General features: G+C 65.2%; 25 protein-coding genes. 18 read left to right on the top strand and 7 right to left on the bottom strand.

What is annotated here, in order from left to right; genetic code table 11:
- Nucleotides 1-755 precede the first annotated feature (755 nt).
- Nucleotides 756-1,835 (top strand): AI-2E family transporter, encoded by a 1,080-nt coding sequence (locus QX039_RS25670; protein ID WP_315772557.1) that lies wholly within the window; start codon nt 756-758, stop codon nt 1,833-1,835.
- 300 nt (nt 1,836-2,135) lie between these two features.
- Nucleotides 2,136-3,260, top strand: a complete 1,125-nt coding sequence (locus QX039_RS25665) for a fatty acid desaturase (protein WP_315737331.1) — start codon at nt 2,136-2,138, stop codon at nt 3,258-3,260.
- Between the two features lie 192 nt (nt 3,261-3,452).
- Here the strand turns inward: QX039_RS25665 and QX039_RS25660 are convergent, their stop codons facing one another.
- The 3 genes from QX039_RS25660 to ilvD all read right to left on the bottom strand — a co-directional run bounded on the left by QX039_RS25660 (nt 3,453) and on the right by ilvD (nt 6,934).
- Nucleotides 3,453-3,749: a hypothetical protein gene (locus QX039_RS25660; RefSeq protein ID WP_315774273.1), complete on the bottom strand. Its 297-nt coding sequence runs from the start codon at nt 3,747-3,749 to the stop codon at nt 3,453-3,455.
- A gap of 161 nt (nt 3,750-3,910) precedes the next feature.
- Nucleotides 3,911-4,876 carry an amidohydrolase family protein gene (locus QX039_RS25655; RefSeq protein ID WP_315774258.1) on the bottom strand — a complete coding sequence of 322 codons (966 nt, stop codon included), beginning with the start codon at nt 4,874-4,876 and terminating at the stop codon, nt 3,911-3,913.
- A 216-nt stretch (nt 4,877-5,092) separates the two neighbouring features.
- Nucleotides 5,093-6,934, bottom strand: a complete 1,842-nt coding sequence (gene ilvD, locus QX039_RS25650; protein ID WP_315737333.1) for a dihydroxy-acid dehydratase — start codon at nt 6,932-6,934, stop codon at nt 5,093-5,095.
- A 322-nt stretch (nt 6,935-7,256) separates the two neighbouring features.
- Here ilvD and QX039_RS25645 point away from each other — a divergent pair, with 322 nt between their 5' ends.
- Nucleotides 7,257-7,622 (top strand): copper resistance protein CopC, encoded by a 366-nt coding sequence (locus QX039_RS25645; protein WP_315737334.1) that lies wholly within the window; start codon nt 7,257-7,259, stop codon nt 7,620-7,622.
- Between the two features lie 2 nt (nt 7,623-7,624).
- On the top strand, nt 7,625-9,283 hold the full coding sequence (locus QX039_RS25640; protein ID WP_315774259.1) for a copper resistance D family protein: 1,659 nt from the start codon (nt 7,625-7,627) through the stop codon (nt 9,281-9,283).
- A gap of 6 nt (nt 9,284-9,289) precedes the next feature.
- Here QX039_RS25640 and QX039_RS25635 read toward each other — a convergent pair whose 3' ends face one another.
- Complete coding sequence (locus tag QX039_RS25635) at nt 9,290-9,796, bottom strand: DUF3455 domain-containing protein (protein ID WP_315774261.1); 507 nt, start codon at nt 9,794-9,796, stop codon at nt 9,290-9,292.
- A 98-nt stretch (nt 9,797-9,894) separates the two neighbouring features.
- Nucleotides 9,895-11,109 carry an NADP-dependent isocitrate dehydrogenase gene (locus QX039_RS25630; protein WP_315774263.1) on the bottom strand — a complete coding sequence of 405 codons (1,215 nt, stop codon included), beginning with the start codon at nt 11,107-11,109 and terminating at the stop codon, nt 9,895-9,897.
- A gap of 300 nt (nt 11,110-11,409) precedes the next feature.
- Between QX039_RS25630 and QX039_RS25625 the strand changes: the two genes are divergently transcribed.
- The 4 genes from QX039_RS25625 (at nt 11,410) to QX039_RS25610 (ending at nt 15,280) form a co-directional block, all read left to right on the top strand.
- On the top strand, nt 11,410-12,609 hold the full coding sequence (locus QX039_RS25625; protein WP_315774264.1) for a TrmJ/YjtD family RNA methyltransferase: 1,200 nt from the start codon (nt 11,410-11,412) through the stop codon (nt 12,607-12,609).
- Nucleotides 12,610-12,916: 307 nt separating this feature from the next.
- Nucleotides 12,917-13,699 carry a hypothetical protein gene (locus QX039_RS25620; RefSeq protein ID WP_316219532.1) on the top strand — a complete coding sequence of 261 codons (783 nt, stop codon included), beginning with the start codon at nt 12,917-12,919 and terminating at the stop codon, nt 13,697-13,699.
- 207 nt (nt 13,700-13,906) lie between these two features.
- The gene (locus QX039_RS25615; protein WP_315737340.1) at nt 13,907-15,025 is read left to right on the top strand and encodes a DUF2336 domain-containing protein; all 1,119 of its coding nucleotides are present in this window, start codon (nt 13,907-13,909) and stop codon (nt 15,023-15,025) included.
- A gap of 39 nt (nt 15,026-15,064) precedes the next feature.
- Nucleotides 15,065-15,280 (top strand): hypothetical protein, encoded by a 216-nt coding sequence (locus tag QX039_RS25610; RefSeq protein ID WP_315774266.1) that lies wholly within the window; start codon nt 15,065-15,067, stop codon nt 15,278-15,280.
- A 238-nt stretch (nt 15,281-15,518) separates the two neighbouring features.
- Here the strand turns inward: QX039_RS25610 and QX039_RS25605 are convergent, their stop codons facing one another.
- Entirely contained in the window at nt 15,519-16,199 is a 681-nt protein-coding gene (locus tag QX039_RS25605) for a TetR/AcrR family transcriptional regulator (protein WP_315774267.1), read from the bottom strand.
- A 257-nt stretch (nt 16,200-16,456) separates the two neighbouring features.
- On the opposite strand from QX039_RS25605, the gene QX039_RS25600 reads away from it, so the two are divergent.
- The 7 genes from QX039_RS25600 to cynS all read left to right on the top strand — a co-directional run bounded on the left by QX039_RS25600 (nt 16,457) and on the right by cynS (nt 23,224).
- The gene (locus tag QX039_RS25600; RefSeq protein WP_315737343.1) at nt 16,457-16,999 is read left to right on the top strand and encodes an OsmC family protein; all 543 of its coding nucleotides are present in this window, start codon (nt 16,457-16,459) and stop codon (nt 16,997-16,999) included.
- 34 nt (nt 17,000-17,033) lie between these two features.
- The gene (locus QX039_RS25595; protein ID WP_315774269.1) at nt 17,034-18,155 is read left to right on the top strand and encodes an acyl-CoA dehydrogenase family protein; all 1,122 of its coding nucleotides are present in this window, start codon (nt 17,034-17,036) and stop codon (nt 18,153-18,155) included.
- A 50-nt stretch (nt 18,156-18,205) separates the two neighbouring features.
- Nucleotides 18,206-19,081, top strand: a complete 876-nt coding sequence (locus QX039_RS25590; protein ID WP_315737345.1) for a sulfurtransferase — start codon at nt 18,206-18,208, stop codon at nt 19,079-19,081.
- 106 nt (nt 19,082-19,187) lie between these two features.
- Nucleotides 19,188-20,573 (top strand): CmpA/NrtA family ABC transporter substrate-binding protein, encoded by a 1,386-nt coding sequence (locus QX039_RS25585; protein WP_315737346.1) that lies wholly within the window; start codon nt 19,188-19,190, stop codon nt 20,571-20,573.
- A 211-nt stretch (nt 20,574-20,784) separates the two neighbouring features.
- Complete coding sequence (gene ntrB, locus QX039_RS25580) at nt 20,785-21,624, top strand: nitrate ABC transporter permease (RefSeq protein ID WP_315737347.1); 840 nt, start codon at nt 20,785-20,787, stop codon at nt 21,622-21,624.
- A gap of 158 nt (nt 21,625-21,782) precedes the next feature.
- Nucleotides 21,783-22,685: an ABC transporter ATP-binding protein gene (locus tag QX039_RS25575; RefSeq protein WP_315737348.1), complete on the top strand. Its 903-nt coding sequence runs from the start codon at nt 21,783-21,785 to the stop codon at nt 22,683-22,685.
- A gap of 50 nt (nt 22,686-22,735) precedes the next feature.
- Nucleotides 22,736-23,224 carry a cyanase gene (gene cynS, locus QX039_RS25570; protein ID WP_315737349.1) on the top strand — a complete coding sequence of 163 codons (489 nt, stop codon included), beginning with the start codon at nt 22,736-22,738 and terminating at the stop codon, nt 23,222-23,224.
- Nucleotides 23,225-23,298: 74 nt separating this feature from the next.
- On the opposite strand, the gene QX039_RS25565 is transcribed toward cynS, so the two are convergent.
- A complete protein-coding gene (locus QX039_RS25565; protein ID WP_315737350.1) occupies nt 23,299-23,622 on the bottom strand; it encodes a DUF1476 domain-containing protein in 324 nt (107 codons plus the stop codon).
- A gap of 311 nt (nt 23,623-23,933) precedes the next feature.
- Here QX039_RS25565 and purC point away from each other — a divergent pair, with 311 nt between their 5' ends.
- From purC to purQ, 3 genes are all read left to right on the top strand, one after another.
- Complete coding sequence (gene purC / locus QX039_RS25560; protein ID WP_208866972.1) at nt 23,934-24,701, top strand: phosphoribosylaminoimidazolesuccinocarboxamide synthase; 768 nt, start codon at nt 23,934-23,936, stop codon at nt 24,699-24,701.
- A 13-nt stretch (nt 24,702-24,714) separates the two neighbouring features.
- Nucleotides 24,715-24,957, top strand: coding sequence for a phosphoribosylformylglycinamidine synthase subunit PurS (purS, locus tag QX039_RS25555; RefSeq protein WP_315737351.1), 243 nt, complete (start codon nt 24,715-24,717; stop codon nt 24,955-24,957).
- Between the two features lie 188 nt (nt 24,958-25,145).
- Nucleotides 25,146-25,847, top strand: a complete 702-nt coding sequence (purQ, locus tag QX039_RS25550; protein ID WP_315737352.1) for a phosphoribosylformylglycinamidine synthase subunit PurQ — start codon at nt 25,146-25,148, stop codon at nt 25,845-25,847.
- Nucleotides 25,848-25,972: the final 125 nt, after the last annotated feature.

The raw sequence follows: 25,972 nt of genomic DNA, 5'->3' as shown, positions 1-25,972 counted from the left end.
GGGCCGGCTCGGAAGCGCGGACTATTGCGGCTCGCCGTGCGGTTGGCAACCGGGGGCGGGGCCGCAGGCGGGGATCCCGATCAGGCAAGCCGCAGCATCGCCGCGACGCCAGGGCGTCCGGATCATGCGGCAGGCGGGCCCTCGTGAACCGATGAGGGCGCAGGGAATGCCGGGCGCTGGCCGCACCCATGGCCCGCCTGCAGAAAAAAAGCAGGCGGCAGTCACCACAGGTCAGCCGAGACATCCCGGCATTCCCTGCGCGGAGGTTTTAACGCTTATACGCGATCTCCCCGGGGACCGGCTTGATTGACCCCGTCGATCGCAGAGCTCATCAGGACTCCGCAACCTCCAGCCTCAGCACCGGGAGGCCAGGACCACGCGATTTCACGTCCGCAAGGCCATCGTTCGTCCGCACACATGATGCGCGCCGATGCCCTCGCGTCCACCGCATTGCCGGTCCAACGTCTCGTGACGACGCGTACGCCCCTCATCCGGACCGGAACGCGGATCTTATACGCCTGATTTGCTGATTTTCAGAAGCGCTTTATTTTTCGAGCAGGCTCTTGAAATCGGCGTTGTTGCTGGAACGGCAGACAAATTCGGCGTTCTGGAGCATGTTTTCGCCGGCAATGTCGCGTCGTGGCAGGGGCCAAAGTCGAATTCGAACGTTGACCATCTCGCGACCAAGCGGCAAACCGTCCGCTGTGGATGAAGGAACGGGTCCAAGTCATGGTCCCGTCCGCTAGGAAAGCCAGATGCGTAGCCTCGAAGACCGAGCCCTGCTTCTCTTGCTCGTCGCGATATCGCTGATGTTCGGGTGGATCCTGCTGCCGTTCTACGGCGCGGTTCTGTGGGGCGTCATCGGCGTCATCGTCTTCGTTCCGCTGCACCGCTGGTTGGCGCGGTCGATGCACGGCCGACACGGCCTGGCGGCGGCCGTCGTGGTGTTGATGTTCGTCGTGATCGTCATCCTTCCGCTGTCGCTGATCGGGGCGTCGCTGGCGCAGGAGGCCTCCGGAGTCTACAAACAGATGCAGTCCGGTCAGCTCGACATTGGACAGTACTTCCAGAAGATGCTGGCCGCGCTTCCGACATGGGTGGTCGATCTGCTCAATCGCTTCGGACTCGGCAGCCTCGCCGGAATGAAGGGCAAGCTGTCGGCCGTCCTGCTGAAGGGCAGCGAGGTCATTGCGAGCCAGGCGCTCGTGATCGGACAGGGTACGTTCGAAGTCTTCGTCAATCTGTTCATCATGGTCTATCTGCTGTTCTTCCTGCTGCGTGACGAAGAGACGCTATCGGAGCGCATCAAGAGCGCCATTCCGCTGCGCCCGGAGCAACGCGATGCGCTGCTGCGGAAGTTCACCGTGGTCATCCGCGCGACGGTGAAGGGCAGTCTGCTCGTCGCTCTGGCGCAAGGCGCGCTGGGCGGCCTGATGTTCTGGTTCCTCGGCATCAACGCGCCCCTGCTGTGGGCAGTCGTGATGGCCTTCCTGTCCTTGCTTCCGGCAGTGGGAGCGGGCCTCGTCTGGTTTCCGGTCGCGCTCTATCTCCTTGCCATCGGATCGATCTGGCAGGGTGTGGTCCTGATCGCCTATGGCGCCCTCGTCATCGGTCTCGTCGACAATGTCCTGCGTCCGATCCTGGTCGGACAGGACACCAAGATGCCCGACTATGTGGTGCTGATTTCGACATTGGGCGGGATCGAGGCATTCGGCCTCAATGGGTTCGTCATCGGGCCGGTGATCGCGGCAATGTTCATCGCGATCTGGGACATCTTCTCGACCTCGCGCTGTGAGAGGGCCTTGGCGCCGGATGCCACGCGCGGGACGGGATGAGGGGAACGCGGTGCACAATGTGGAGCGCGCATTTCATCGGGCGGATTAACGGATCGTAACCCGTCCTCTCCTAGCCATGAGGCGTTCGACGGGTTAAGTTCATTGATCCGCCGCATGCGCTCTTTACCCGTCTCCTGACGGGCGTCCACGTCCCAGACTTTCTCTTCCAGAGCGGTTCGTTGTCAGGCGCACGATGAACCATTTGGCTTCGACGGCGGTTAAACCGACGATAGCTCGTGATTTCGAACTCCTGCAGCCTGTTCGGCGGTCCGCAGGGGTCCATTTGGCCGCGGTCTCGCCATGCGCGATCGCCAAGAACACAAGGTGGAGACGACATTGCAGTTCGATCAGCCAGTCGCGATGGCGATTGTGCCGCCCAAGGACCGCGCCACGCTGCGCGCCGGCGATAACGAGGGCCGCGCCGCGGCCGATGCCCGCTACTGGATGCAGATTCTCAGCAGCTACCGCACGCCAAACCGCCTGCGCAGCGTGACCGAGCTGGTGATCACCGCCGTGCCGCTGGTGGCCCTGTGGACGGCCGCCTGGTTCGCGTTCTCGCTCGGCCATGCCTGGGCTTCGTTGCTCATCGCGATCCCCGCCGGCGGTTTCCTGGTGCGTCTGTTCATGATCCAGCACGATTGCGGCCATGGCACCTTCTTCGCCGGGCGTCAGGCGAACGACTGGGTCGGCCGTGTCCTCGGTGTGCTGACCCTGACGCCCTACGACTGGTGGCGGCGCACCCATGCGATCCACCACGCCACCAGCGGCAACCTCGATCGGCGCGGAATCGGCGACATCGATACGTTGACCGTGCGGGAATATCAGGCGCGGTCGGCCTGGGCGCGGCTGCGCTACCGGCTGTACCGCCACCCGCTGGTCATGTTCGTGGCAGGGCCTGCGTATTTGTTCTTCCTGCAGCACCGTCTGCCGTTCGGTCTCATGCGGGCCGGCTGGTCGCCCTGGATCAGCACGATGGCCACCAATTTCGGCATTGCCCTGGTGGTTGCCGGGCTGATGTGGCTCATCGGCATCCAGGCGTTCCTGGTCGTGCATCTCCCGATCATGCTGCTCGCCGCCATGGCCGGCGTGTGGCTGTTCTATGTCCAGCATCAGTTCGAGCACACTGTCTGGGAGCGGGACGAGCGCTGGACGATGCAGCAGGCCGCGCTCTACGGCAGCTCACACTACGACCTGCCGGGATGGCTGCACTGGCTGACCGCCAATATCGGCATCCACCACGTCCACCATCTCTCGAGCCGGATTCCCTATTACCGGCTGCCGGTCGTGCTGCGCGATCATCCCGAGCTGCGCGAGATCGGCCGCATCACGCTGCCGGAGAGCCTGCGCTGCGTCCGGCTGGTGCTGTGGGACGAGTCGCAGCGCCGGCTGGTGTCGTTCCGCGAAGCCAGGATGGCGAGGCGCTAAAGCCCCGGGAATCGTAGGGTGGGCAAAGCGACGCCGTCAGGCGGCGCGTGCCCACCAACGGCGCCGGTGCGTGACGGCGGTGGGCACGGCGCGCGATACTGCGGTGCAAGCCGAGATCGCGGTGGAGCGCGCCTTTGCCCACCCTACGATTGCTTCGCTGCGCCGCTGCGCTCGCCCGCCCTGCGGACTGATTTACTTGTCGTTGACGTCGAAGCGTGCGCCGCAGGCATGAAAATGGTTGTCCGTCGTCTCTCCATCAGCATCATAGATGTAGAGCGTGACGGGACATCGCTGTGCGTTGGCCCATTGAATGGCCTCGCAAACAGATAGGCCTTCTCTCTTGTCGTAATCTACGACCAGGGACACCGGAGCCTCGTCGGCTTGGTCGGCGTCGGCGCAGCTGTTGTCGTGCTCGACGGCCTCGACGATGGCTGTCACGAATTTCCAACGGTAGGGACGACTGCGCCGATCAATCACATTCCAAATCATGAGCACCTATGGTTCTCGGTGTGGTGTAGCTCTGAATTGCTTCGCTGCGCCGCTGCGCTCGCAATCAAAGTATGTAGGGCGGATTAGCGGAGCGTAATCCGCCAATGGGCGGCGTAGCATCGTGCGGCGGGTTACGCTGCGCTAACCCGCCCTACGGATTTTCAGAACCCATACAGCCGCGCCGGATTGTCGACCAGGATCTTCTTGCGGATCGCGGCATCGGGGGCCCAGACCGGCAGCTGGTTCATCAGGCGGCCGTCGTCGATCGGATAGAACGGCCTGATATCCGTGACCTTCAATTCGGGATGCGGCGACGAATCCGGGTGGGGCCAGTCGGTGCCCCAGACGATGCGATCGGGGTTGGCTTCGATCAGGGCCTTCGCGAACGGGATCACGTCCGCGTAGTCGGGGCCGCGGGTCGAGGCGCGATAGGCGCCGGAGATCTTTACATAGGCCTTGCCGCTGCGGACGAGCTCGACCAGATCGGCAAAGCCCGGCTGCCCGAGGCCGAGATCAGCCTGCGCGCCGCCGAAATGATCGAACACGGCCGTCACGGGCGATTGCATCACGAGGTCCTTGATGGCCGCGATCATCGCCGTGTTGGTGTAGAGCTGGACGTGCCAGCCGCGCGCCTTCATCCGCTCGACCGCGACATGGAAGCGGGCGCGGCCGACATTGGGGTCGTTGATGCCACCGGTCGCGAGATTGAGGCGGATGCCGCGGAAGCCCTCGGCATGCATGGCATCCAATTGCGCCTCGGTGGTCTTGTCGTCGATGACCGCGACGCCGCGCGCGTCATTGCCGCGCGCCTTCATGCCGTACAGCGTCGCAGAGTTGTCGGTGCCGTAGACGCTCGGCGTCACGATCACCACGCGCTGGATATGTAGAGCCTTGTGCAGCGCCGCCATCTCGTCGGGCAGGGCCGGCTCCGGCGTGTAGACCCGGCTCGCCGCAAACGGAAATTTTTCGGGGTCGCCGTGGATGTGGGTGTGGCAGTCGCAGGCCTGTGGCGGCACGTCGAAATCGACCGGGGTCGAAGGTTGCGCCGGCTTGGCGCGCGCGGCTGTCGTGGTCATCGTCACTCCGGCGGCAAGTGAGGCGAGCAGCAGGCTGCGGCGGTTCAGCATGGCGATCCTTCCCAGGGCCTGGCGCGTGCATTGTGGCTGACGCGCTCATTGTCGATGAAGGGAGCCTGAACCCGCTGTCGTCAGTGGGCAAGAACGAAGTGCGGCATGGCTGTTCGCAGGACGAGAGCGAAACGAGGAAGTCTATGGTGAGGCCGCGGCCGCCGGCCGCAGCAACCGGTCGGAAAGGACCGGTGCTGCCGACCGAACAGATCGGTCTTACTCCTTGACGATGCGCACCGCGCCCTTGGCGGCGCTCGACGCGAACGCCGCATAGGCTTTCAGCGCGGTCGAGACCTTGCGGGCGCGCGTCTTCGGCTTCCAGGCTTGATCGCCCTTCGCCGCCATCGCTGCGCGCCGGTTGGCGAGCTCCTCATCCGACACTGCGAGATGGATGGTGCGGTTGGGGATGTCGATCTCGATGCGGTCGCCGTCCTGGACGAGGCCGATCAGGCCGCCCTCGGCAGCTTCCGGCGAGACGTGGCCGATCGAGAGCCCCGAGGTGCCGCCGGAGAAGCGGCCGTCGGTGATCAGCGCACAAGCTTTGCCGAGGCCCTTCGACTTCAGATAGCTGGTCGGATACAGCATCTCCTGCATGCCCGGGCCGCCGCGCGGGCCCTCATAGATGATGACGACGACGTCGCCGGCCTTGATCTTGTTGGTCAAGATGGCTTCGACCGCGGCGTCCTGGCTCTCCATCACGCGCGCAGGGCCGGAGAACTTCAGGATCGAGGCATCGACGCCCGCGGTCTTCACGATGCAGCCGTCGCGCGCGATGTTGCCGGTCAGCACGGCCAAGCCGCCGTCCTTGGAATAGGCGTGCTCGATGTCGCGGATGCAGCCTTTCTCGCGGTCGAGATCGAGCTCCTCGTAGCGGCGGTCCTGGCTGAAGGCGACCTGCGTCGGCACGCCGCCGGGCGCGGCTTGATAGAAGTTCTTCACGCTCTCGCTCGCGGTCCGGCGGATGTCCCAACGCTCCAGCGCAGCCGCCAGCGAAGTCGAATGCACGCTCGGCAATTCCGTGTGCAGCAGGCCGGCGCGGGCGAGCTCGCCGAGGATGCCCATCACGCCGCCGGCGCGATGCACGTCCTCCATGTGCACGTCGGCCACAGCGGGCGCGACCTTGCACAGGCAAGGGACCTTGCGCGAGAGGCGATCGATATCCGTCATGGTGAAGGGGATTTCCCCCTCATGCGCGGCCGCGAGCAGATGCAGCACGGTGTTGGTCGAGCCGCCCATCGCGATGTCCAGGCTCATCGCGTTCTCGAACGCCTTGAAGTTGGCGATGTTGCGCGGGAGCACGGACGCGTCGTCCTGCTCGTAATAGCGGCGGGCGAGGTCGACGACGAGATGGCCGGCCTCGACGAACAGGCCCTTGCGGTCGGCATGGGTCGCCAGCACCGAGCCGTTGCCGGGCAGGGACAGGCCGAGCGCCTCGGTCAGGCAGTTCATCGAATTGGCGGTGAACATTCCCGAGCAGGAGCCGCAGGTGGGGCAGGCCGAGCGCTCCATCACCTCGACATCCGCGTCCGACACCTTGTCGTCGGCGGCGGTCACCATGGCGTCGATCAGATCGACCTTGCGCAGCTTGCCCGCGATGTTGACCTTGCCGGCCTCCATCGGGCCGCCCGAGACGAACACGGCCGGGATGTTGAGCCGCATCGCGGCCATCAGCATGCCAGGGGTGATCTTGTCGCAGTTGGAGATGCACACCATGGCGTCGGCGCAATGCGCGTTGACCATGTATTCGACGCTGTCGGCGATCAGCTCGCGCGAGGGCAGGCTGTAGAGCATGCCGTCATGGCCCATCGCGATGCCGTCGTCGACCGCGATGGTGTCGAACTCCTTGGCGACGCCGCCGGCCTTCTCGATCTCCCGCGCCACCAGCTGGCCGAGATCCTTCAGATGCACATGGCCGGGCACGAACTGGGTGAAGGAGTTGACGACCGCGATGATCGGCTTGCCGAAATCCTCGTTGGTCATGCCGGTGGCGCGCCACAGGCCGCGGGCGCCGGCCATGTTGCGGCCATGGGTTGATGTGCGGGAGCGATAGGCGGGCATGACGGTTTCCTCAGGCGTTCCTCGGGATCAGGCAATGTTGGTCCGCGGGCGGAAAGGATCCCGACAACCGACGGACGGCAATGATGCGGCGAGGCATACAGCGAAGTGCTTGATGATTCGACCCTAAATTTCGCTGTTCCGGGATGCCCTCCGGGCAGGGCCGGGGCCTCGTGCCGCTCCCGCAGGTTCCGGCCGGCCCCGGTCACGCGTTTGTGGCTACGTCGGGAACAGGAAGGTCGCTTAGATTAGAACGGTCGAGTTTTGTTCGTCCCGGTCTTGTCCCCGAACGTCCCTGCCGCAGCCTCCGCCGCCCGCGCGTCCCATGCCGTCCGTCATCCGCTTCCGCCACCTGCCGACCCTTGCCGCGCTGCTTCTGGGCGTTCCCGGCGCCGCCTCGGCCCATGCCATCATCGTCTCGTCGCAGCCCGCGGCGGGCGGGACCATCGAGACGCAGCCGACACTGATCCGGCTGCGCTTCAACAGCCGCATCGATCACGCCCGCTCGCGGCTGAAGCTGCGCGCGCCCGACGGAGCCGAGCAGGCGCTTACTCCGGCAGCCGACGCGCCGGCCGACGAGATCGACGCCGAGGCCAAGGCGCTCAGCCCCGGCGCCTGGCATCTGCAATGGCAGGTGCTCAGCGTCGATGGCCACATCACCCGTGGCGACATTCCTTTCAACGTGCGCTAGCCGTGTCGCTGTTGCTCGACATCTTCGGCTATCTCTCGGTGGTGCTGCGCGGCCTGACCCTGCTGGCACAGTCCTTCACCATCGGCGGCTTGGCATTTCTGCTGTTGCTGCTGCGCCCGCTACAGCAAAGGCTGTCCGCTGACGCGATCGTGGTCGGCAAGCGCGGCCAGCGTTTCCTGCGCCGAAGCGCATTCGGCTGGTTCGCGGTCGTGCTGACCTCGCTCGCGGTCAACATGGCGGCGCTGATCGGGACGCTCGACCTGTCGCTCGGCGCGGCGGCGAGCGCGGATTTCGCCCGCTCCGGCATGGCCGTTGCCGCCTGCGCGCTCGGCATCGCCGTGCTCGCCCGGACCGGCAGTTGGGCCGCCTGGCGCGTCCTGGCGCTGACCGTGCTGGTCGTCTCAGCGCTGCTGCTGCAGCTCAACCTGACGCACGCGGCGAGCCGGCTCGAGGTACGCTGGCCGCTGCTCGCCGCCGACTTCCTGCACATGCTCGGCGCCGGCGTCTGGATCGGCTGCCTGCCGTATTTCCTGATGGCGCTGAACGGCTGCAAGGCGGATGACGATCAGCGCCTGATCGGGCGGCGCTACTCGCTGATGTCGATGGTCTCGGTGGCAGCCATCGTGATCGGCGGCATTGTGATGGCGATCGCCTATCTCGGCGCGTTCGCGGCGATCTACGGCACCGCTTACGGCGTGATGACCTCGGCCAAGGTCGCGATGCTGCTGATGCTGCTCGCGCTCGGGGCGGCCAACTTCTTCGCCGTGGAGCGGCTGCGCCGTCGCGATCGCGCGGCGCCTCTGCTGCGGATGAAGCGCTTCGTCGAGGTCGAGCTCGGCATCGGGCTGACGGTGCTGCTCACCGCGGGCTCGCTGACCTCGCTGCCGCCGGGCATCGATCTCAGCCAGGACCGGCTGAGCTGGCAGGAGATCGTCGCGCGCGCCGCGCCGCAATGGCCGCGGCTGACGAGCCCCTCGGTCGACCAGCTCACGATCTCGCAGCTGCAGGCCAGGATCGATGCCGCCGACGCGCAGCGCGTGACCGCGCCGCAAGCCTATGTGCCGGGCGAGGGCGTGATCCTGCCGCGCAGCGCCGCCGACATCGCCTGGTCGGAATACAACCACCATTGGGCGGGCATCTTCGTCGTGCTGATCGGCGTGCTCGCGCTGATCGAGCGCTTCGCCTGGGGCCGCTGGGCGCGGCACTGGCCGTTGCTGTTCCTGGGGATGGCGGCATTCCTGTTCCTGCGCGCCGACGAGATGGCCTGGCCGCTCGGCCCGATCGGCTTCTGGGCCTCGTTGCGCGATCCCGAAGTGGCGCAGCACCGGCTGTTCGTGGTGCTGATCATCCTGTTCGGCCTGTTCGAATGGCGGGTGCGGCTGCGCGGGCAGGCGGCGGGCCGGGCGGCGCTGGTTTTCCCGCTGACGGTCGCCGCCGGCGGCGCGCTGCTGCTGACGCATTCGCACGCCATCGCCAACATCAAGGATCAGCTCCTGATCGAGATGAGCCACACGCCGCTGGCGCTGTGCGGCATCACCGCCGGCTGGGCGCGCTGGCTCGAGCTGCGCCTGGACGGCCGCGTCAGCCGTGCCGCCGCCTGGGTCTGGCCGGTGGCCTTCGTGCTGGTCGGGCTGATCCTGCTGGATTATCGCGAGGCGTAACGAGCCTCACTCCTTCCGCAGGAACACGTAATCCGCGGAATAGGCGACGCTGCGGAATTGCCCGGCGGTGTCGCAGGTGCCTTCCAGCTTGCCGCCGGCGGTGTTGATCCGCTGCACCGTGGTGACGTCGGAGAGCACGCCCTGAGCGCCGCGGTGAGAAATGACGGCGAGCTTCAGCCAGGGAATGTCGTTGTCGGTGGCGCCGATGGCGGTGCCCTGCACGCGGCCGCCGACGATCGAGCCGTCCTGATGCTCCCAGCTCGGGCCGGCGTAGTGCCGGCCGACGGTCTTGCCGTCCGCCAACAGGGTGGCGATCGGCTCGCGGAAGGTCCAGGCGAGCTTGCCGTCCTTGTCGGTCTTGCAGTCGTAGACCTGCGCGCCCTCGGCATGCAGCGTCAGCACGGCCTTTTCGCCGGCCGCGACCAGCGCATCGGGAATCGTGGTCTCCGCGGCGTGGGAGGAGCCGATCTGGGCCCCGAGCAACAGCAGGGCGAGCGATGAGGTCAAGCGCATGATCAGGTTCCTCGACGGCAGGGGAAAACGGAAACGGGCCACGCTGGTGGCGCGGCCCGTTGATAGGTGACGAAACCAGAAGGCGAAAGTGGGGAAACTTACGCCGCCATCGCCTTGGTGAGGTTTTCCGCGATCTTGTCGAGGAAGCCGGTGGTCGACAGCCAGCGCTGGTCGGCGCCGACCAGGAGCGCGAGGTCCTTGGTCATGTAGCCGGACTCGACGGTGTCGACGCAGACCTTCTCCAGGGTGGCGGCGAACTTCGCCAGTTCGGCATTGTTGTCGAGCTTGGCGCGGTGCGACAGGCCGCGGGTCCAGGCGAAGATCGAGGCGATCGAGTTGGTCGAGGTCTCCTTGCCCTTCTGGTGCTCGCGGAAATGGCGGGTCACCGTGCCGTGGGCGGCCTCGGCCTCGACGGTCTGGCCATCCGGGGTCATCAGCACCGAGGTCATCAGGCCGAGCGAGCCGTAACCCTGGGCCACGGTGTCGGACTGCACGTCGCCGTCATAGTTCTTGCAGGCCCAGACATAGCCGCCCGACCACTTCAGCGCCGCGGCGACCATGTCGTCGATCAGGCGGTGCTCATAGGTGATCTTCTTGGCCTCGAACTTGTCCTTGAACTCCTTGTCGTACACCTCCTGGAAGATGTCCTTGAAGCGGCCGTCATAGACCTTCAGGATCGTGTTCTTGGTCGACAGGTAGACCGAATAGTTCTTGGCGAGGCCCATGTTGAGCGAGGCGCGGGCGAAGTCGTAGATCGACTCGTCGAGATTATACATCTCCATCGCGACGCCGGCGCCGGGCGCCCTGAAGACCTCCTTCTCGATCACGGTGCCGTCGTCGCCGACGAACTTCATCGTCAGCACGCCCTTGCCGGGGAACTTGAAGTCGGTGGCGCGGTACTGGTCGCCATAGGCGTGGCGGCCGATGATGATCGGCTTGGTCCAGCCGGGAACGAGGCGCGGCACGTTCTTGCAGATGATCGGCTCGCGGAACACGACGCCGCCGAGGATGTTGCGGATGGTGCCGTTCGGCGACTTCCACATCTCCTTGAGGCCGAACTCCTTCACGCGCGCCTCGTCCGGGGTGATGGTGGCGCATTTGACGCCGACGCCGACCTTCTTGATGGCGTTGGCGGCATCGATCGTGATCTGATCGTTGGTCTTGTCGCGGTTCTCCATCCCCAGGTCGAAATACATCAGGTCGATATCAAGGAAGGGGTTGATCAGCTTGTCCTTGATGTACTGCCAGATGATCCGGGTCATCTCGTCGCCGTCGAGCTCGACGACCGGGTTGGTCACCTTGATTTTTGCCATGATCGATGGGGCCTCTTGGGAACAGCGCGCCAGGAGTGGAAAGCGCTTGTGAAATCAAGCGCGTCATAGCACTGCTGCACCGCGGGCGGAAGCGCACCCGGTATGCGCCCGGTGCTGATTTTCGCAGCCCGCTCATGCGGTGGGCAACGGCGGCTGCCGGCCGGTCTGCAGGTTCGAGCAAACCCTAAAATTCTTGGCTAAGCCGATTATTTTGCTTGAGAATTCTCTCCGGTCAGGTCAACGGAGCGGGCAGGGCGCGCCGCGGGCGCTTCAACCGGATTCAGAGGGCGAGGATTGAGCGTGTCGGGCACCGACAAGACCAAGGTGGGATTGGAGATTGCAGGCCCGGTGGTGATCCTGGTCGAGCCGCAGCTCGGCGAGAACATCGGCATGGCGGCGCGCGCCATGGGCAATTTCGCGCTGTCCGAGCTGCGCCTGGTCAATCCGCGCGACGGCTGGCCGAACATCGCCGCCCAGCGGGCGGCCGCCGGGGCCGACCACATCATCGATCATGTCCGGCTGTTCGACACCCTGCCGGAGGCGATCGCCGACCTCGACCTCGTCTTCGCGACCACCGCCCGCGCCCACGACCAGGCCAAGCCGGTGATGGGACCGGAGGCGGCCGCCCGCGAGATGCAGGGCCAGATCGCCGCTGGCGGCCGGGCCGGCATCCTGTTCGGCCGCGAGCGCGCGGGCCTGACCAACGAGGAGGTCGCCCGCGCCAACCGCATCGTCACCTATCCGGTCAATCCAGGCTTTGCCTCGCTGAACCTCGCCCAGGCGGTGCTGCTGATGGGCTATGAATGGTTCAAGCTGGTGACATCTGGCGCGCTGCCCTTCGCGATGCCGGAGCGCTCCGAGCGCGCCTCCCAGGATCAGATGGAAGCGTTCTTCGAGAACCTGGTGCGCGAGCTCGACCGGGTCGAATTCCTGCGGCCGGCCGAGAAGCGCGAGACCATGCTGGTCAACCTGCGCAACATCTTCTTCCGCATGGAGCCGTCGCGGCAGGACATCCACACCCTGCATGGCGTGGTCATGGCGATCGCCGAGGGGCGCAAGGGGCCGGCCAAGGGCGGCGTGCTCGACAGCGAGCAGGCGACGCGTCTGCGCGCCCTGATCGCCGAGCAGGGCACGGTGGCGAACCTGCCGGATTCGCGCGGCTCGCTGCGCGGGCTGGCGCGGCTGCTCCGCCGCAACCCGACCGACGCCGAGCGCGCGCTGTGGCACGCGCTGTCGCGCGACCGCCGCTTCGCCGGCCAGTTCAAGCGCCAGACCCCGGTCGGCCGCCACATCCCCGACTTCGTCTCTTTCATCCACCGCCTCGCCATTGAGCTGGTGGGCCCCGGCGAGAGCGAGGGCGTCGTCGCCGACCGCAGCGCGCGACGGGCGTGGCTGGAAAGCCGCGACTACCGCGTCACCGAAGTGAAGGCGGCGGATGTCGAAGGGAATCTCGAGGCCGAGCTGGTGCGGCTGCAGGCGCTCATCGCCGAAGCGAAGTAGCTGACGGTCGCATTGCCGGCTGCACGGCGCCGCCTGCCAGCTCCCCGCGTGAGCGCAATCGCCGATTGCGCCGTCGCGTGGCTCACTCCGCCGTAGCAGTTGATCCAAACATCCAGGGCAGGCCGAGTCTGCGATCCCGTTTACACCGGCTGAAGGATGATTTGCGATCGCAATTCCAGATTGTGGTTTGCCCGATCGGTTTTGGTTAGATCGCAGCACAAAGAGCAAGACCAAGGGGGCATTCATGACTACGCGACGATGGCGCTCGTTTCTGTGTTGTGCGTTGATCATCGGTTCGATCTTCGGCTTGTCGGCAAGCGCCCACGCAGCCGGCGCGAAGCGGTGCACGACCGCGGCCGATCTCGGCGCCGATGAGCGCATCGCCGGCTGCACTGTCGTGATCGAGCACGGCAAGCCGGCGACGCCGCAGGTGATCGAGGCCCGTTTCGCGCGCGCCGGAGCCTATTTCCGCAAGGGAGATGTCGAGCATGCGATCGACGACTACAAGATCGTCATCGAGCAGTCCTCGGCCGGTCTTCTTGCCGCATTCGATCGCGCCGCTCCTGATCTGCGCGAGAGCGAGCCGCAGCCGGGGTCGGGCTTCGGGCGGGCGTTCGGGCGCAACGGCTACCGGGCGCAAGCCTATCGCGCGCTGGGGATCGCAAGCTTCCAGGCGGGTCTCCTGGAGCAGTCGCACGACGATTTCAGATGGCTCAGCGAGATCGATCCCCACAATGCCGATGCGGCCCTGTGGCTGGATCTGGCCCGCCGCCGCGCCGGCCTGCCGAGCGAGCTCGCCGACCACGCGAAGCGGCTCGACATGGGCAAATGGCCGGCCCCGATCGTCCGTCTCTTCCTCGGGCAGGAGACGACAGAGGCTGTGCTTGCGGCGGCCGACCGTGGTGCTCCCGCCACGCGCAGGGCACGGCGTTGCGAGGCGAGCTTCTTCGCCGGCGAGCTGATGCTCGAACAGAGTCGTGAGCGTGATGCCATGCAATTGATCGACCGCGCTCTCGCCGAGTGCCCGTGGACATCGCGCGAACGCTCGGTCGCGGAGTCCGAGGCGCGCGCGCTCCGCGTCATGCCGTAGGCCTCCTGCGTCGCTCGCGCGGGAAGAACGGATCGGCGCGGCGATCGCGCCGCGACCGGATCCCCGGCCGCATGCTTAACGCGCGCGCGCGCATTTGAGTGAAAATGCCCGGTCAAATCCGCACGGCGCGGGTTACGGAACGCTCGGGTTCGAACGCTATGATCTGCGCATTGCCCTTTCATCGTTGCAACTGTGCGGCCTTTCATCATGAACGAAACCAGATCGGTGTTGCGGGACCTCGAGGATGCGATTGCGCGGGGGACCGCGGACAGCCGCGAGCGCGCGCTGTGGCATGCGACCGACCTGCTGATCGCGGGGCGCTACTGCGAGGAGGAGATCGCCACCTTCGGCGAGGTGATCGGCCGGCTCGCCGACGAGATCGAGATCGAAGCGCGCGCCAAGCTTGCGGATCGCCTCGCCAGGATCGAATATTCGCCGGCCAGCGTCATCCGCAAGCTGGCCTTCGACGATGAGATCTGGGTCGCCGGTCCAGTGCTGCGCGAGTCCGAGCGGCTCGATGACGCCACGCTGGTCGAGAACGCCAGCACCAAGAGCCAGGACCATCTGCTCGCGATCGCCGAACGCCGAACGCTGAGCCCGGCGGTGACCGACGTGCTGGCCACGCGCGGCAACCGTGACGTCGCCACGGCGGTGGCGCGCAATCAGGGCGCCCAGTTCTCCGGTGCCGGTTTCCTGCACATGGTCCAGCGAGCAGAGAACGACTCGATCCTCGCCGAGCATCTCGGCCGGCGGCTCGACATCCCGCGCCACCTGTTCCAGCAACTGATCGCCAAGGCCTCGGACGATGTCGGCAAGCGGCTGGCCGGGGAGCGGCCGGAGCTGCTTGGCGAGATCAGTAGCTCGGTCGCCAACATCGCCGGCGACCTGCAGTCGAAGTTCGGCCCCGGCTCGCGCAACTACTTCGTCGCCAAGCGCACCGTGACGATCCAGCATCGCCTCGGCAATCTGCACGAGAGCACCATTGCCAGCTATGCGACGGCACACAAGGTCGAGGAGGTGACGATCGGCCTCGCGCTGCTGTCGGGACTGCCGGTCGACGTCGTCGAGCGCGCCTTGTTCGACCGTAACCGTGAGATGCTGCTGATGCTCGCCAAGGCGCTTGGCTTTACCTGGGATACGATGATGGCGCTCGCCTTCCTCGGCGCCCGCGAACATCGCATCACGGCCGGCGAGCTGCAGGAGCTGGAGCGCGACTATGCCAAGCTCCAGTCGCAGACGTCGCGCAGCGTGCTCGAATTCTATCAGTCCCGCAAGAATCCAGGCAAAGGCGGCAAGGCGTCCGCGCCGCGAGCCGCGGCGTATTGAACCTGCAGCGACGGACGGAGGTGATCGCGGATGAGCGGCATGGGATTTCCTCTTCGCGGAGAGCAACGGCTCGGCCATCGCGAGGCGCCTGCGGACGGCGCGGCAGTCGATGTGGCCTGGCATGTGCTCGAAGCGGCCAACGAGCTCGGCGACGAGGCTGCGGTCGCCGCCTGCCGCCGCGTGATCGATTCGAGCCTGAACGGCGCAGTCGCGGATCAGGCCGACGTGAAGCTTGTGACAGACTACTTCCGCTAGTTCGATTGATGGCTTTGCACGGGGCGCTCCGCGGCGTCACGAGTTGACAGCTCCGTCCTCCCCGTCCATTCCGCCGTCATTCCGGATTCAATCGCCAACGCGCTTGCGCGTTGGCGATTGAATCCGGAATCTCGAGATTGTGAGGAATGGGCGCAAGACAAGATCGAGATTCCAGGTTCAAGGCCTGCGGCCTTGCCCCGGAATGACGGTGGGTGGGACTCAGGGCGAGCAGGCCGCTTCACACAGCGGCGAGCTGCGTGTCCGGCTTGCCGAGGCGCTTTCCCGTCTTGTGCCTCGCCGGCTCGATCAGCGCCTTCGCGGCCAGCCCGGCCGTGTCCGCGACCTCGGGATTGCGTGACACCATCGCCGCCACGATCGCGCCGTCGATCAGCAGTGCGAGCTGATGCGAGAAGCTCTCCGGCTCGGCAGCGCCCATCTCACGGGCGAGCTTCTCGATATGCGCCAGCACCACTTTCTTGTGGCGCATCGCAATGGTGCGAAACTGCTTCTGGTCCTTGTCGTGCTCGCCGACTGCATTGATGAAGGGGCAGCCGTAGAAGCGCTCCTCGCCGAACCAGCTCTTCAGCGCCGGAAAGATGCGTGCCAGCTTGGTCTCGGCGTCACCGCCGCCGCTCTCCATTTCCGCGATGAACCATTCACGCCACTGCTTGCCTTCGCTTTCGAGCACGGCGGTGACGAGCGCGGTCTTTGATCCGAACAGCTTGTAGAGCGTGGTCTTCGCGGTGCCCGCCTCACTGATGATCGCATCGATGCCGGTGGCATTGATGCCGTTCTTGCAGAACAGCCGCGTGGCGGCGCCGAGCAGACGGCCGCGCGCGGATTCGTCGTCGCTGGCCGCGATCGTCCTTGCGATCGCCTGCTTCTTGCCGGTTTGTTTGCCCGCAGCTGACTTGCCCATGTGTACGAGCTTAATCGCTGTGCGCGTGAGTCAGCAAGGCTGCTGATGCGGTCGAGGCAGCGTTGCGCTCAATTTGATCGCTGAAGGCGGCATTCTGCATCGCACTTGGGCAGCGGCTGGGTCGTGGCGGGGCGCTGCTCGCCGCCCTGATCGCGTAAGCCGCGAGGATCATTCCGGCTTTTGATTTTCGGCCTCTCTGGCACGCTTCGTGCAGGATACAGACCGTTCGGTATCCTCATCCCAGGGAGAGAAATGAGATGACCGCTGTGGTTCAGAAGACGGCGCTGACGGGCTGCCTCGCACCCATCGACAAGAACGGGCTCGAACAGCTCATCGTCAACGGCAAGGCCAACCCCAAGGTCATCAAGACCCTGAAGTGCAAGACCGTGGCGGAAGGCAAGTTCCGCCACGCCAACTACATCCGCAACCTCGCGCCCTATATCGTCGACGAGCCGCCCGGTCTGCTCGGCGACGATACCGCGCCGAATCCGTCGGAGGCCTCGCTGGCCGCGCTCGGCTCCTGCCTTGCGGTGGGTTTGCACGCCAATGCCGTGCATCGCGGCTGGACCGTCAACAAGCTCGAGCTGGAGCTCGAGGGCGACCTCAACATCACCGCCGTCTGGGGCACCGGCGACGTCAGCGAGAAGCCGGTCGGCTTCACCGACGTGCGCGTCAAGGTCGACATGGAGTGCGAAGGCATTTCCAAGGAGGAGGTCCAGGCCCTGGTCGACCACGTGAAGAAGTGGTCGCCCGTCGCCAACACCTTCACGCGTCCCGTCAATCTCGAGGTCGGCGTCTGAGCCTGGCTCGAGGCCATGTGGAGCGGAGGACGTCATGGGTTCACTCGGACAGCATCTGGCGATCGACAGTGCGGGCGTGATGCCCGTGCCGTCGACCGTGGAGCAGGTCGCGGCGATCGCGCGCAACGAGCTTGCGCCGCTGGCCAGCGGAATCGACGCCGGAACGGTGTATCCGGCTGACGTTCTCCGCCGCTTCGGCGAGGTCGGTGCGTGGAGCAGCCACGTGCCTGAGAGCGGCAAGGCCGATCTCAACTGCACCATCGACTCGATCTCGGCGATCGGCGAGGTCTGCGGCGCTTCCGCCTTCATGGCGTGGTGCCAGAACACGCTGGTCTGGTACATCGCCAATTCGGACAACAAGGCGCTCAAGAAGCGTCTGCTCGACGATGCCGCGAGCGGCAGGCTGCTCGGCGGCACCGGCCTTTCCAACCCGATGAAGAGCTTCTTCGGCATCGAGAAGCTCAAGCTGAAGGGCCGGAAGGTGGAGGGCGGCTACGTCGTGCGCGGCGTGCTGCCCTGGGTCTCGAACCTCGGGCCGGACCACATGTTCGGCACGATCTTCGAGCGCGAGGATGCGCCCGGCGAGATCGTGATGTTCATCGTCGACTGTTCGGACCCGGCGGTGACGCTGCAGCCGTGCCAGCAGTTTCTCGCAATGGACGGCACCGGCACCTACGGCATCCAGCTCCGCGACCTGTTCGTGCCGGACGAACTGATTCTGGCAGATCCCGCTGGCCCCTTCGTGAAGAAGATCCGCGCCGGCTTCATTCTTCTGCAGGCCGGCATGGCGCTCGGCCTGATCAGGGACTGCATCAAGATCATGCAGGAGGTCGAGGCGCCGCTCGGCCACGTCAACCGCTATCTGCCGCAGCAGCCGGTCGACTTCAGCGCGCTCGCCGATGAGCTCGCACGGGAGACCATGATCCTCGCCAGCGATCCGTTCAACACGGACGAGACCACCTGGCGCAAGGTCGTCGCGCTGCGCCTCCGGGCCGGGGAGGCCAGCGTGGCTGCGGCTCACGCCGCGATGCTCCATTGCGGAGCGCGCGGCTACATCAAGGGCAATCGCGCCGAACGTCGCCTGCGCGAGGCCTATTTCGTCGCGATCGTCACCCCCGCGACCAAGCAGCTCCGCAAGATGCTCGCCGACGGCTGACGCCGGCGAGAACGGCAAACCAACAAAGTTTAGACCAGGAGAGGCCTGCCATGACGGACGTTCTGATTACTGCCGGCGAACTCGCTGATTTCATCAAGAAAGAACCGTGTGTCGTCATCGACACCCGCAATCCGGATGCCTATGGCGCGGGACATCTTCCCGGCGCGGTCAACGTCCATGAGATCTTCACCTATCTCGCGACGTCGACGCCGGAAGGCATCGAGGAGCTGAAGACGAAATTCGCCGACGCGTTCGGCGCCGCCGGCCTGTCGGGTGCCGAGACCGCCGTCGTCTACGAGCAGTCGATGAACTCCGGCTTCGGCCAGTCCTGCCGCGGCTACTTCCTGCTGACGATGCTGGGCTATCCCAAGATCAAGGTGCTGCATGGCGGCTACGATGCCTGGGTTGCCGCAGGCATGGCCGTGACCACCGATGCGCCGTCGCCGACCAAGGCCTCGTTCAGCATCGTGCCGGAGGCGGGCAGCATCCTGATCGACGCCAAGGCCATGCTCGCGGCGGTCGGCAATCCCGCCATCGCCATTCTCGATGTCCGCGATGTCGACGAGTGGATCGGCGATTCCTCCTCGCCCTACGGCAAGGATTTCTGCCCGCGCAAGGGCCGCATCCCCGGCGCCGTCTGGCTCGAATGGTACCGCATGATGAAGCCGACCGCCGAAGGTCCGCGCTTCAAGTCGAAGGACGAGATCCTCGCCGAATGCGCCACTGTCGGCATCACGGTCGACACGCCGGTCTATCTCTACTGCTTCAAGGGCGCGCGTGCGTCGAACACCTTCCTCGCTCTGAAGAACGCCGGCGTGAAGGATGTGCGGATGTATTTCGGCTCGTGGAACGAGTGGTCGCGCGACCCGTCGCTGCCGATCGAGGAAGGTCTGCCGATGCCGGCGATGACCAGCAAGGCGGCATAAAAGCTGCATAGAAAATTCGCAAGGGCACGTCCGGCCGCTGAAAAATGCGGCCGGATGAGCAGTTCGAAGGCGCAGTCAGCGCAGGTGTGACAAAGGGGCGCAGCACATGTCGATTTTCGATGATCCGTTCGATGCCGAGGCCAGCGTGAATGCCGGTTGTATCTGCGGCCAGCATCGCAGTCCGGCCGAACACGAGCACGCCGTGCGGACGCTGCGCTGTGAGCCCGTGGCGGACTCCACCGAGAAGCGTTACGAGAACGTGGTCGCGTCAGCCGTGCTGCGTGCGGTGTTTCCGGAAGCAGCCACCCGTCGCGCGTTCCTGAAGTCGGTGGGCGCCGCCACCGCGCTCGCCGCGGTCTCACAATTCTTTCCGCTGAAGACGGCGACCGAAGCCTTTGCCGAAGCGGGCGCGCCCGAGAAGAAGGATCTCAAGGTCGGCTTCATCCCGATCACCTGCGCGACGCCGATCATCATGGCCGCGCCGCTCGGCTTTTATTCCAAGGCCGGCCTGAACGTCGAGGTCGTGAAGACGGCGGGCTGGGCCGTCATCCGTGACAAGACCATCAACAAGGAATACGACGCCTCGCATATGCTGGCACCGATGCCGATCGCGATCTCGCTCGGACTCGGCGCGCAGCCGATCCCGTTTACCGTGCCCGCGATCGAGAACATCAACGGGCAGGGCATCGTGCTTGCGATGAAGCACAAGGACAAGCGCGACCCGAAGGACTGGAAGGGCATGAAGTTCGCCATTCCGTTCGACTATTCGATGCACAATTATCTCTTGCGCTATTATCTCGCCGAGCACGGCCTCGATCCCGACACCGACGTGCAACTGCGCTCGGTGCCGCCGCCGGAGATGGTCGCGAACCTGCGCGCCGACAACATCGACGGCTTCCTCGCGCCGGACAACATCTGCCAGCGTGCGATCTTTGACGGCGTCGGCTTCCTGCATATTCTCTCGAAGGAGATCTGGGACGGTCACCCCTGCTGCAGCTTCGCGGCGAGCCGCGAGTTCATCACGGCCGCGCCGAACAGCTTCGCCGCGCTGACCCGCGCCATCGTCGATGCCACCGCCTATGCGTCGAAGGCCGAGAACCGCAAGCAGATCGCCGAGGCGATCGCGCCGGCCAACTACATCAATGCGCCGGTGACGGTGCTGGAGCAGGTGCTGACCGGCACCTATGCCGACGGCCTCGGCGGGGTGAAGACCGATCCGAAGCGCGTCGATTTCGATCCGTTCCCGTGGCAGTCCTTCGCGGTGTGGATGCTGACCCAGATGAAGCGCTGGGGCCAGATCAAGGGCGATGTCGACTACAAGGCGGTCGCCGAGCAGATCTATCTCGCCACCGACACCCGTAAGGTCATGACCGAGATGGGGCTCTCGCCGCCAAAGGACTCCTACAAATCGTTCTCGGTGATGGGCAAGCCGTTCGACCCGACCAAGCCGGACGACTACGTCGCCAGCTTCAAGATCAAGAAGGCGTCGTGATGGGGGCGACGAGGGCGACGCTGCCGACCCCACCCATGGTGATGAACACGCCGCCAACCACACCACCGGTATCGTCCCCGCGAACGCGGGGACCCATACGCCGTGACCTGTCTTGGGGCAGGGGCGGTAGCGACAATCGTTTCCACCAACTGCCGACGGTGGTTATGGGTCCCTGCGTTCGCAGGGACGACAGCGTGGGTGGAGCGACGTCATGACCGCCTCACTCCGCCTGCGCGCCGCCGTCGTCTCGATCTTTCTGCTCGCCGTCTTCCTCGGCGCCTGGCATATCGCCACCCGCAGCACGGGCACGGCTGCCAACATGAGCCCCGAATACGCCAAGCTGATGGGCATGACAGCGACGCAAGGCAAGTCGGCGATGCCCGGGCCGCTCGATGTCGGCGCCAAGCTGTGGGAGCATCTGCGGCGGCCGTTCTACGACAACGGTCCGAACGACAAGGGGCTCGGCATCCAGCTCGCCTTCTCGCTCGGGCGGGTCATGCTCGGCTACCTGATCGCGGTCGCGGTCGCGATCCCGCTCGGCTTCCTGATCGGCATGTCGCCCTTGATGAGCAAGGCGCTCGATCCGTTCATCCAGATCCTCAAGCCGATCTCGCCGCTCGCCTGGATGCCGCTCGCGCTCTACACCATCAAGGATTCCAGCCTGTCGGCGATCTTCGTGATCTTCATCTGCTCGGTTTGGCCGATGCTGATCAACACCGCCTTCGGCGTCGCGAGCGTGCGCAAGGAGTGGATCAACGTCGCCCGCACCCTCGAGGTCGGGAATTTCCGCCGCGCCTTCACCGTCATCCTGCCAGCGGCGGCGCCGACCATCCTGACGGGCATGCGGATCTCGATCGGCATCGCCTGGCTCGTGATCGTCGCCGCCGAGATGCTCGTCGGCGGCACCGGCATCGGCTACTTCGTCTGGAACGAATGGAACAACCTGTCGATCACCAACGTGATCATCGCGATCCTGCTGATCGGTCTCGTCGGTATGGTGCTGGATCAGATCCTGGCCCGCGTGTCGCGGCTCGTGACGTTTCCGGAGTAGGGCATGATCAGGCGAACTGCTGCAAGGTGCGCAACTCCGTTCCCCTCCCCCTTGCGGGGAGGGGTTAGGGGTGGGGGTGCCCCACGCGCGAGTCTTCGTGGGGGACCCCCCTCCCTGACCCTCCCCCACAAGGGGGGAGGGAACGGAAAGACCTTCCTATGACCGACAAATTCATCTCCATCGAAGGGATCGCCAAGCGCTATGATGGGGCGCGCAGCACGACGATCTTCGAGAATCTCTGGCTCGCGATGGCGCGCGGCGAGTTCGTCTGCGTGATCGGCCATTCCGGCTGCGGCAAGACCACGGTGCTGAATGTTCTTGCCGGCCTCGACGTGCCGAGCGAGGGCGCCGTCATCGTCGACGGCCAGGCGATCGAGGGGCCGAGCCTCGACCGCGCCGTCATCTTCCAGAGCCACGCGCTGCTGCCATGGCGGACGGTGCTCGGCAATGTCGCCTATGCAGTCTCGTCGAAGTGGCGCAAATGGGACCGCGCCAAGGTCAAGGCGCATGCGCTGAAATATATCGAGCTCGTCGGCCTCGCCGGCTCGGAGCACAAGCGGCCGTCGGAGCTGTCCGGCGGCATGAAGCAGCGCGTCGGCATTGCCCGCGCGCTGTCGATCACGCCGAAGATCATGCTGATGGACGAGCCGTTCTCAGCGCTCGATGCGCTGACGCGCGGCACGCTGCAGGACGAGGTGCGGCGCATCTGCGTCGAGACCGGCCAGACCGTGTTCATGATCACCCACGATGTCGATGAGGCGATCTATCTCGCCGACAAGATCGTGCTGATGACCAACGGGCCGGGCGCGGTGCTGGCGGAGATCGTCGAGAACCCGCTGCCGAAGGACCGGCTGCGCGGCGACCTGCACCGCCATCCGCTGTACTACGCGCTGCGCAACCACATCATCGACTTCCTGGTCAGCCGCAGCAAGACCTTCACCGCCGAGACGCCCGATTACGACCCGCGCAAGGTGCCGGTGGTGAAGATCGGGCGCAGCGAGCCGACGATCGTCGCGTCCAACCCGGTCGAGAACGACGCGCCGCAGGCGATCGCCCGCTGACGCCCCGCCGGAAGAAACCCATCAACGAAGACTCTCAAGGGAGACCAAGCATGAAGCGATCCGACCTCACCGAGAAGCTGCTCGACATCAAGCGCGAGAAGGGATGGAGCTGGAAGTACATCTGCGAGACGATCGGCGGCTATTCCGAGGTGCTGATCGTCGGCGCCGTCCTCGGCCAGATGAAGCTGACCAAGCCGCAGGCCGCCAATGCGGGCGAGCTGTTCGGCCTGTCGAAGTCCGAGATCGCGATGCTGAACGAGACGCCGATGCGCGGCGAGGGCGTGCAGATGCCGCCGACCGATCCGCTGATCTATCGCTTCTACGAGCTCGTGATGATCAACGGCCCGGCCTGGAAGGAGCTGATCCAGGAGGAATTCGGCGACGGCATCATGTCGGCGATCGATTTCGACATGGTGATGGAGCGCCTGCCCAATGCCAAGGGCGACCGCGTCAAGATCACGATGTCGGGCAAGTTCCTGCCGTACAAATATTACGGCGCCAGCGGCAACGTGCCGGAATATGGATTCAAAGAGGAGTAAGCGAGTAGCGAATTGCGAGTAGCGAATAGGGGCAGGAGATCCCTATTCGCCACTCCCTATTCGCTATTCGCCTCTTACTGTCCCGCCTTGACCTGGGCGACGGCGGTCGACAGCAGCTCGCTCATCTTCGCGCGCACGTCCGCCTCGGTGACGGCCGCGCCCTTGGCGGCGAGGTCGCCCAGCACCTTGCGCAGCACGTCGGCATCGCCCGCTTCCTCGAAATCGGCCGCGACGACCTCCTTTGCGTAGGCGTCGGCGTCAGCGCCGGACTTGCCGAGCTTTTCGGCTGCCCACAGGCCGAGCAGCTTGTTGCGGCGGGCTTCTGCCTTGAACTTCAATTCCTCGTCATGGGCGAATTGCTTCTCGAAGGCGTCCTCGCGCTTGTCGAACGTGGTCATGGTCGGAACTTCCAGTGTTGCCGAAGAGGGTTAACCGCGCAGGCGGTTGCGGGGCGGTGGCCGCACGCCTAAATAATTGGAACATCTTGCCAATACAACGGGTACGAGGCCGCAGGGAAGGGCGGTAAAACTCCGCTCCCGAGGCCCGGATCGATTGTGCTCGGGACACCAATGAGATAGGTTTCCCACAGGCCCGGTTCTCGTTCTGTTTCCTTAACATCCGGGCCCTCGCGGCAGCTCCGTCGTGGTCCTGTCCAAAGTCATCCGGAGCCCACCATTTCATGGATTTCAACAAAACACGGTACATCCCAATGAGCCGTCGGCGTCGCATTTATGAAGGCAAGGCCAAGGTCCTGTACGAAGGCCCCGAGCCGGGCACCCTGATCCAGCACTTCAAGGACGACGCCACCGCCTTCAATGCCAAGAAGCATCAGGTGATCGAAGGCAAGGGCGTCCTCAACAACCGCATCTCGGAGTACCTGTTTCAGCACCTCAACGACATCGGGGTACCGACTCACTTCATCCGCCGGCTCAACATGCGCGAGCAGTTGATTCGCGAGGTCGAGATCGTGCCGCTCGAGGTCGTCGTTCGAAATGTGGCGGCGGGCTCGCTGTCGCAGCGCCTCGGCATCGAGGAAGGCACCCAGCTGCCGCGTTCGATCATCGAATTCTATTACAAGAACGACCAGCTCAACGACCCCATGGTGTCGGAGGAGCACATCACCGCGTTCGGCTGGGCGACCCCCCAGGAGATCGACGACATCATGGCGCTCGCCATCCGCGTCAACGACTTCCTGACCGGGCTCTTCCTCGGCATCGGCATCCGCCTCGTCGACTTCAAGATGGAGTGCGGCCGGCTGTTCGAGAACGAGATGATGCGGATCATCGTCGCCGACGAGATTTCCCCCGATTCCTGCCGGCTGTGGGACATCAAGTCGAACGAGAAGCTCGACAAGGACCGCTTCCGCCGCGATCTTGGCGGCCTTCTGGAGGCCTATACCGAGGTCGCCAAGCGGCTCGGCATCCTGATGGAGAACGAGCGTCCGGTGGGCTCCGGTCCGGTTCTCGTCAAGAGCTAAAAGGGAACAAGACGTGAAAGCGCGTGTCACGGTGACGCTGAAATCCGGCATCCTCGATCCGCAGGGCAAGGCGATCGAGGGCGCCCTCAAATCGCTCGGCGTCGACGGCGTCGCGAGCGTGCGCCAGGGCAAGGTGTTCGACATCGAGCTCGAAGGCGCCGACAAGGCCAAGGCGGAGGCCGCCCTGAGGGCGGCCGCCGACAAGCTGCTCGCCAACACGGTGATCGAGAATTACCGGGTGGAGCTGCTGGGATAGGGCAATGGCCGTGACCGAGCGCGAGATCTACGAGCGACTGCTGGAGATCTCGCGTGATCTGGTCCTTGTCGAACATTCGGTCGATGAGCTCCTTGCCGGTGTGCGAGCGTTGAATTTGGAGCTCTCGTCAGACTCAAACACTCTCGCGTGGCCGCGAGGGAGCGATCCTCGAGCAAGCACGTAAGATCATGAAATCCGCCGTTCTCGTCTTCCCCGGCATCAACCGCGAGCGCGACATGGCGCGCGCGCTGCGCATGATCTCCGGCCATGAGCCGGCGATGGTATGGCACGCCGAGACGGCGCTGCCGAAGGGCACCGATCTCGTCGTCGTCCCCGGCGGCTTCTCCTATGGCGACTATCTGCGCTGTGGCGCGATCGCGGCCAGGGCACCTGTCATGGACGCGGTGCGCGACCACGCCGCCAAAGGCGGTCTTGTGCTCGGCGTCTGCAACGGCTTCCAGATCCTGTGCGAATCCGGCCTGCTGCCGGGCGTGCTGATGCGCAACGACAAGCTCAAGTTCATCTGCAAGGACGTGCATCTGCGGGTCGAGCGCTCCGACTCGCCGTTCACGCGCGGCTACAATGCCGGCCAGGTGATCCGCGTGCCGGTCGCCCATGGCGAGGGCAACTATGCGGCCGACGAGGAGACCCTGAAGCGCCTCAATGGCGATGGTCGCGTGCTCTATCGCTACTGCTCGGCCGATGGCGAGGTCGGCGACATCAGCAACATCAACGGTGCTGCGCATTCCATCGCCGGCATCGTCAACGAGAACGGGAATGTGCTCGGCATGATGCCGCATCCCGAGAATCACGTCGAGGACATCATGGGCTGCACCGACGGTCGTGGCCTGTTTGCCGGTCTCGTCGCCCATCTCGATCGCGCGGCCTGAAGGCCGTTCATCGAAATCGTTCCGTAGCTTTTTTCTCGCGCCGCCCGGCAACACCGGGCGGCTGTTTGCGTTGTCCGCCCGATTCCATGGGGCATGAACCAAGGAGGTTCTTATATGACGACGAA

This window comes from Bradyrhizobium sp. SZCCHNR1043, from assembly GCF_032489675.1.
Classification (GTDB): Bacteria; Pseudomonadota; Alphaproteobacteria; order Rhizobiales; family Xanthobacteraceae; genus Bradyrhizobium.
This window is presented reverse-complemented; position numbering and strand designations above follow the sequence as displayed.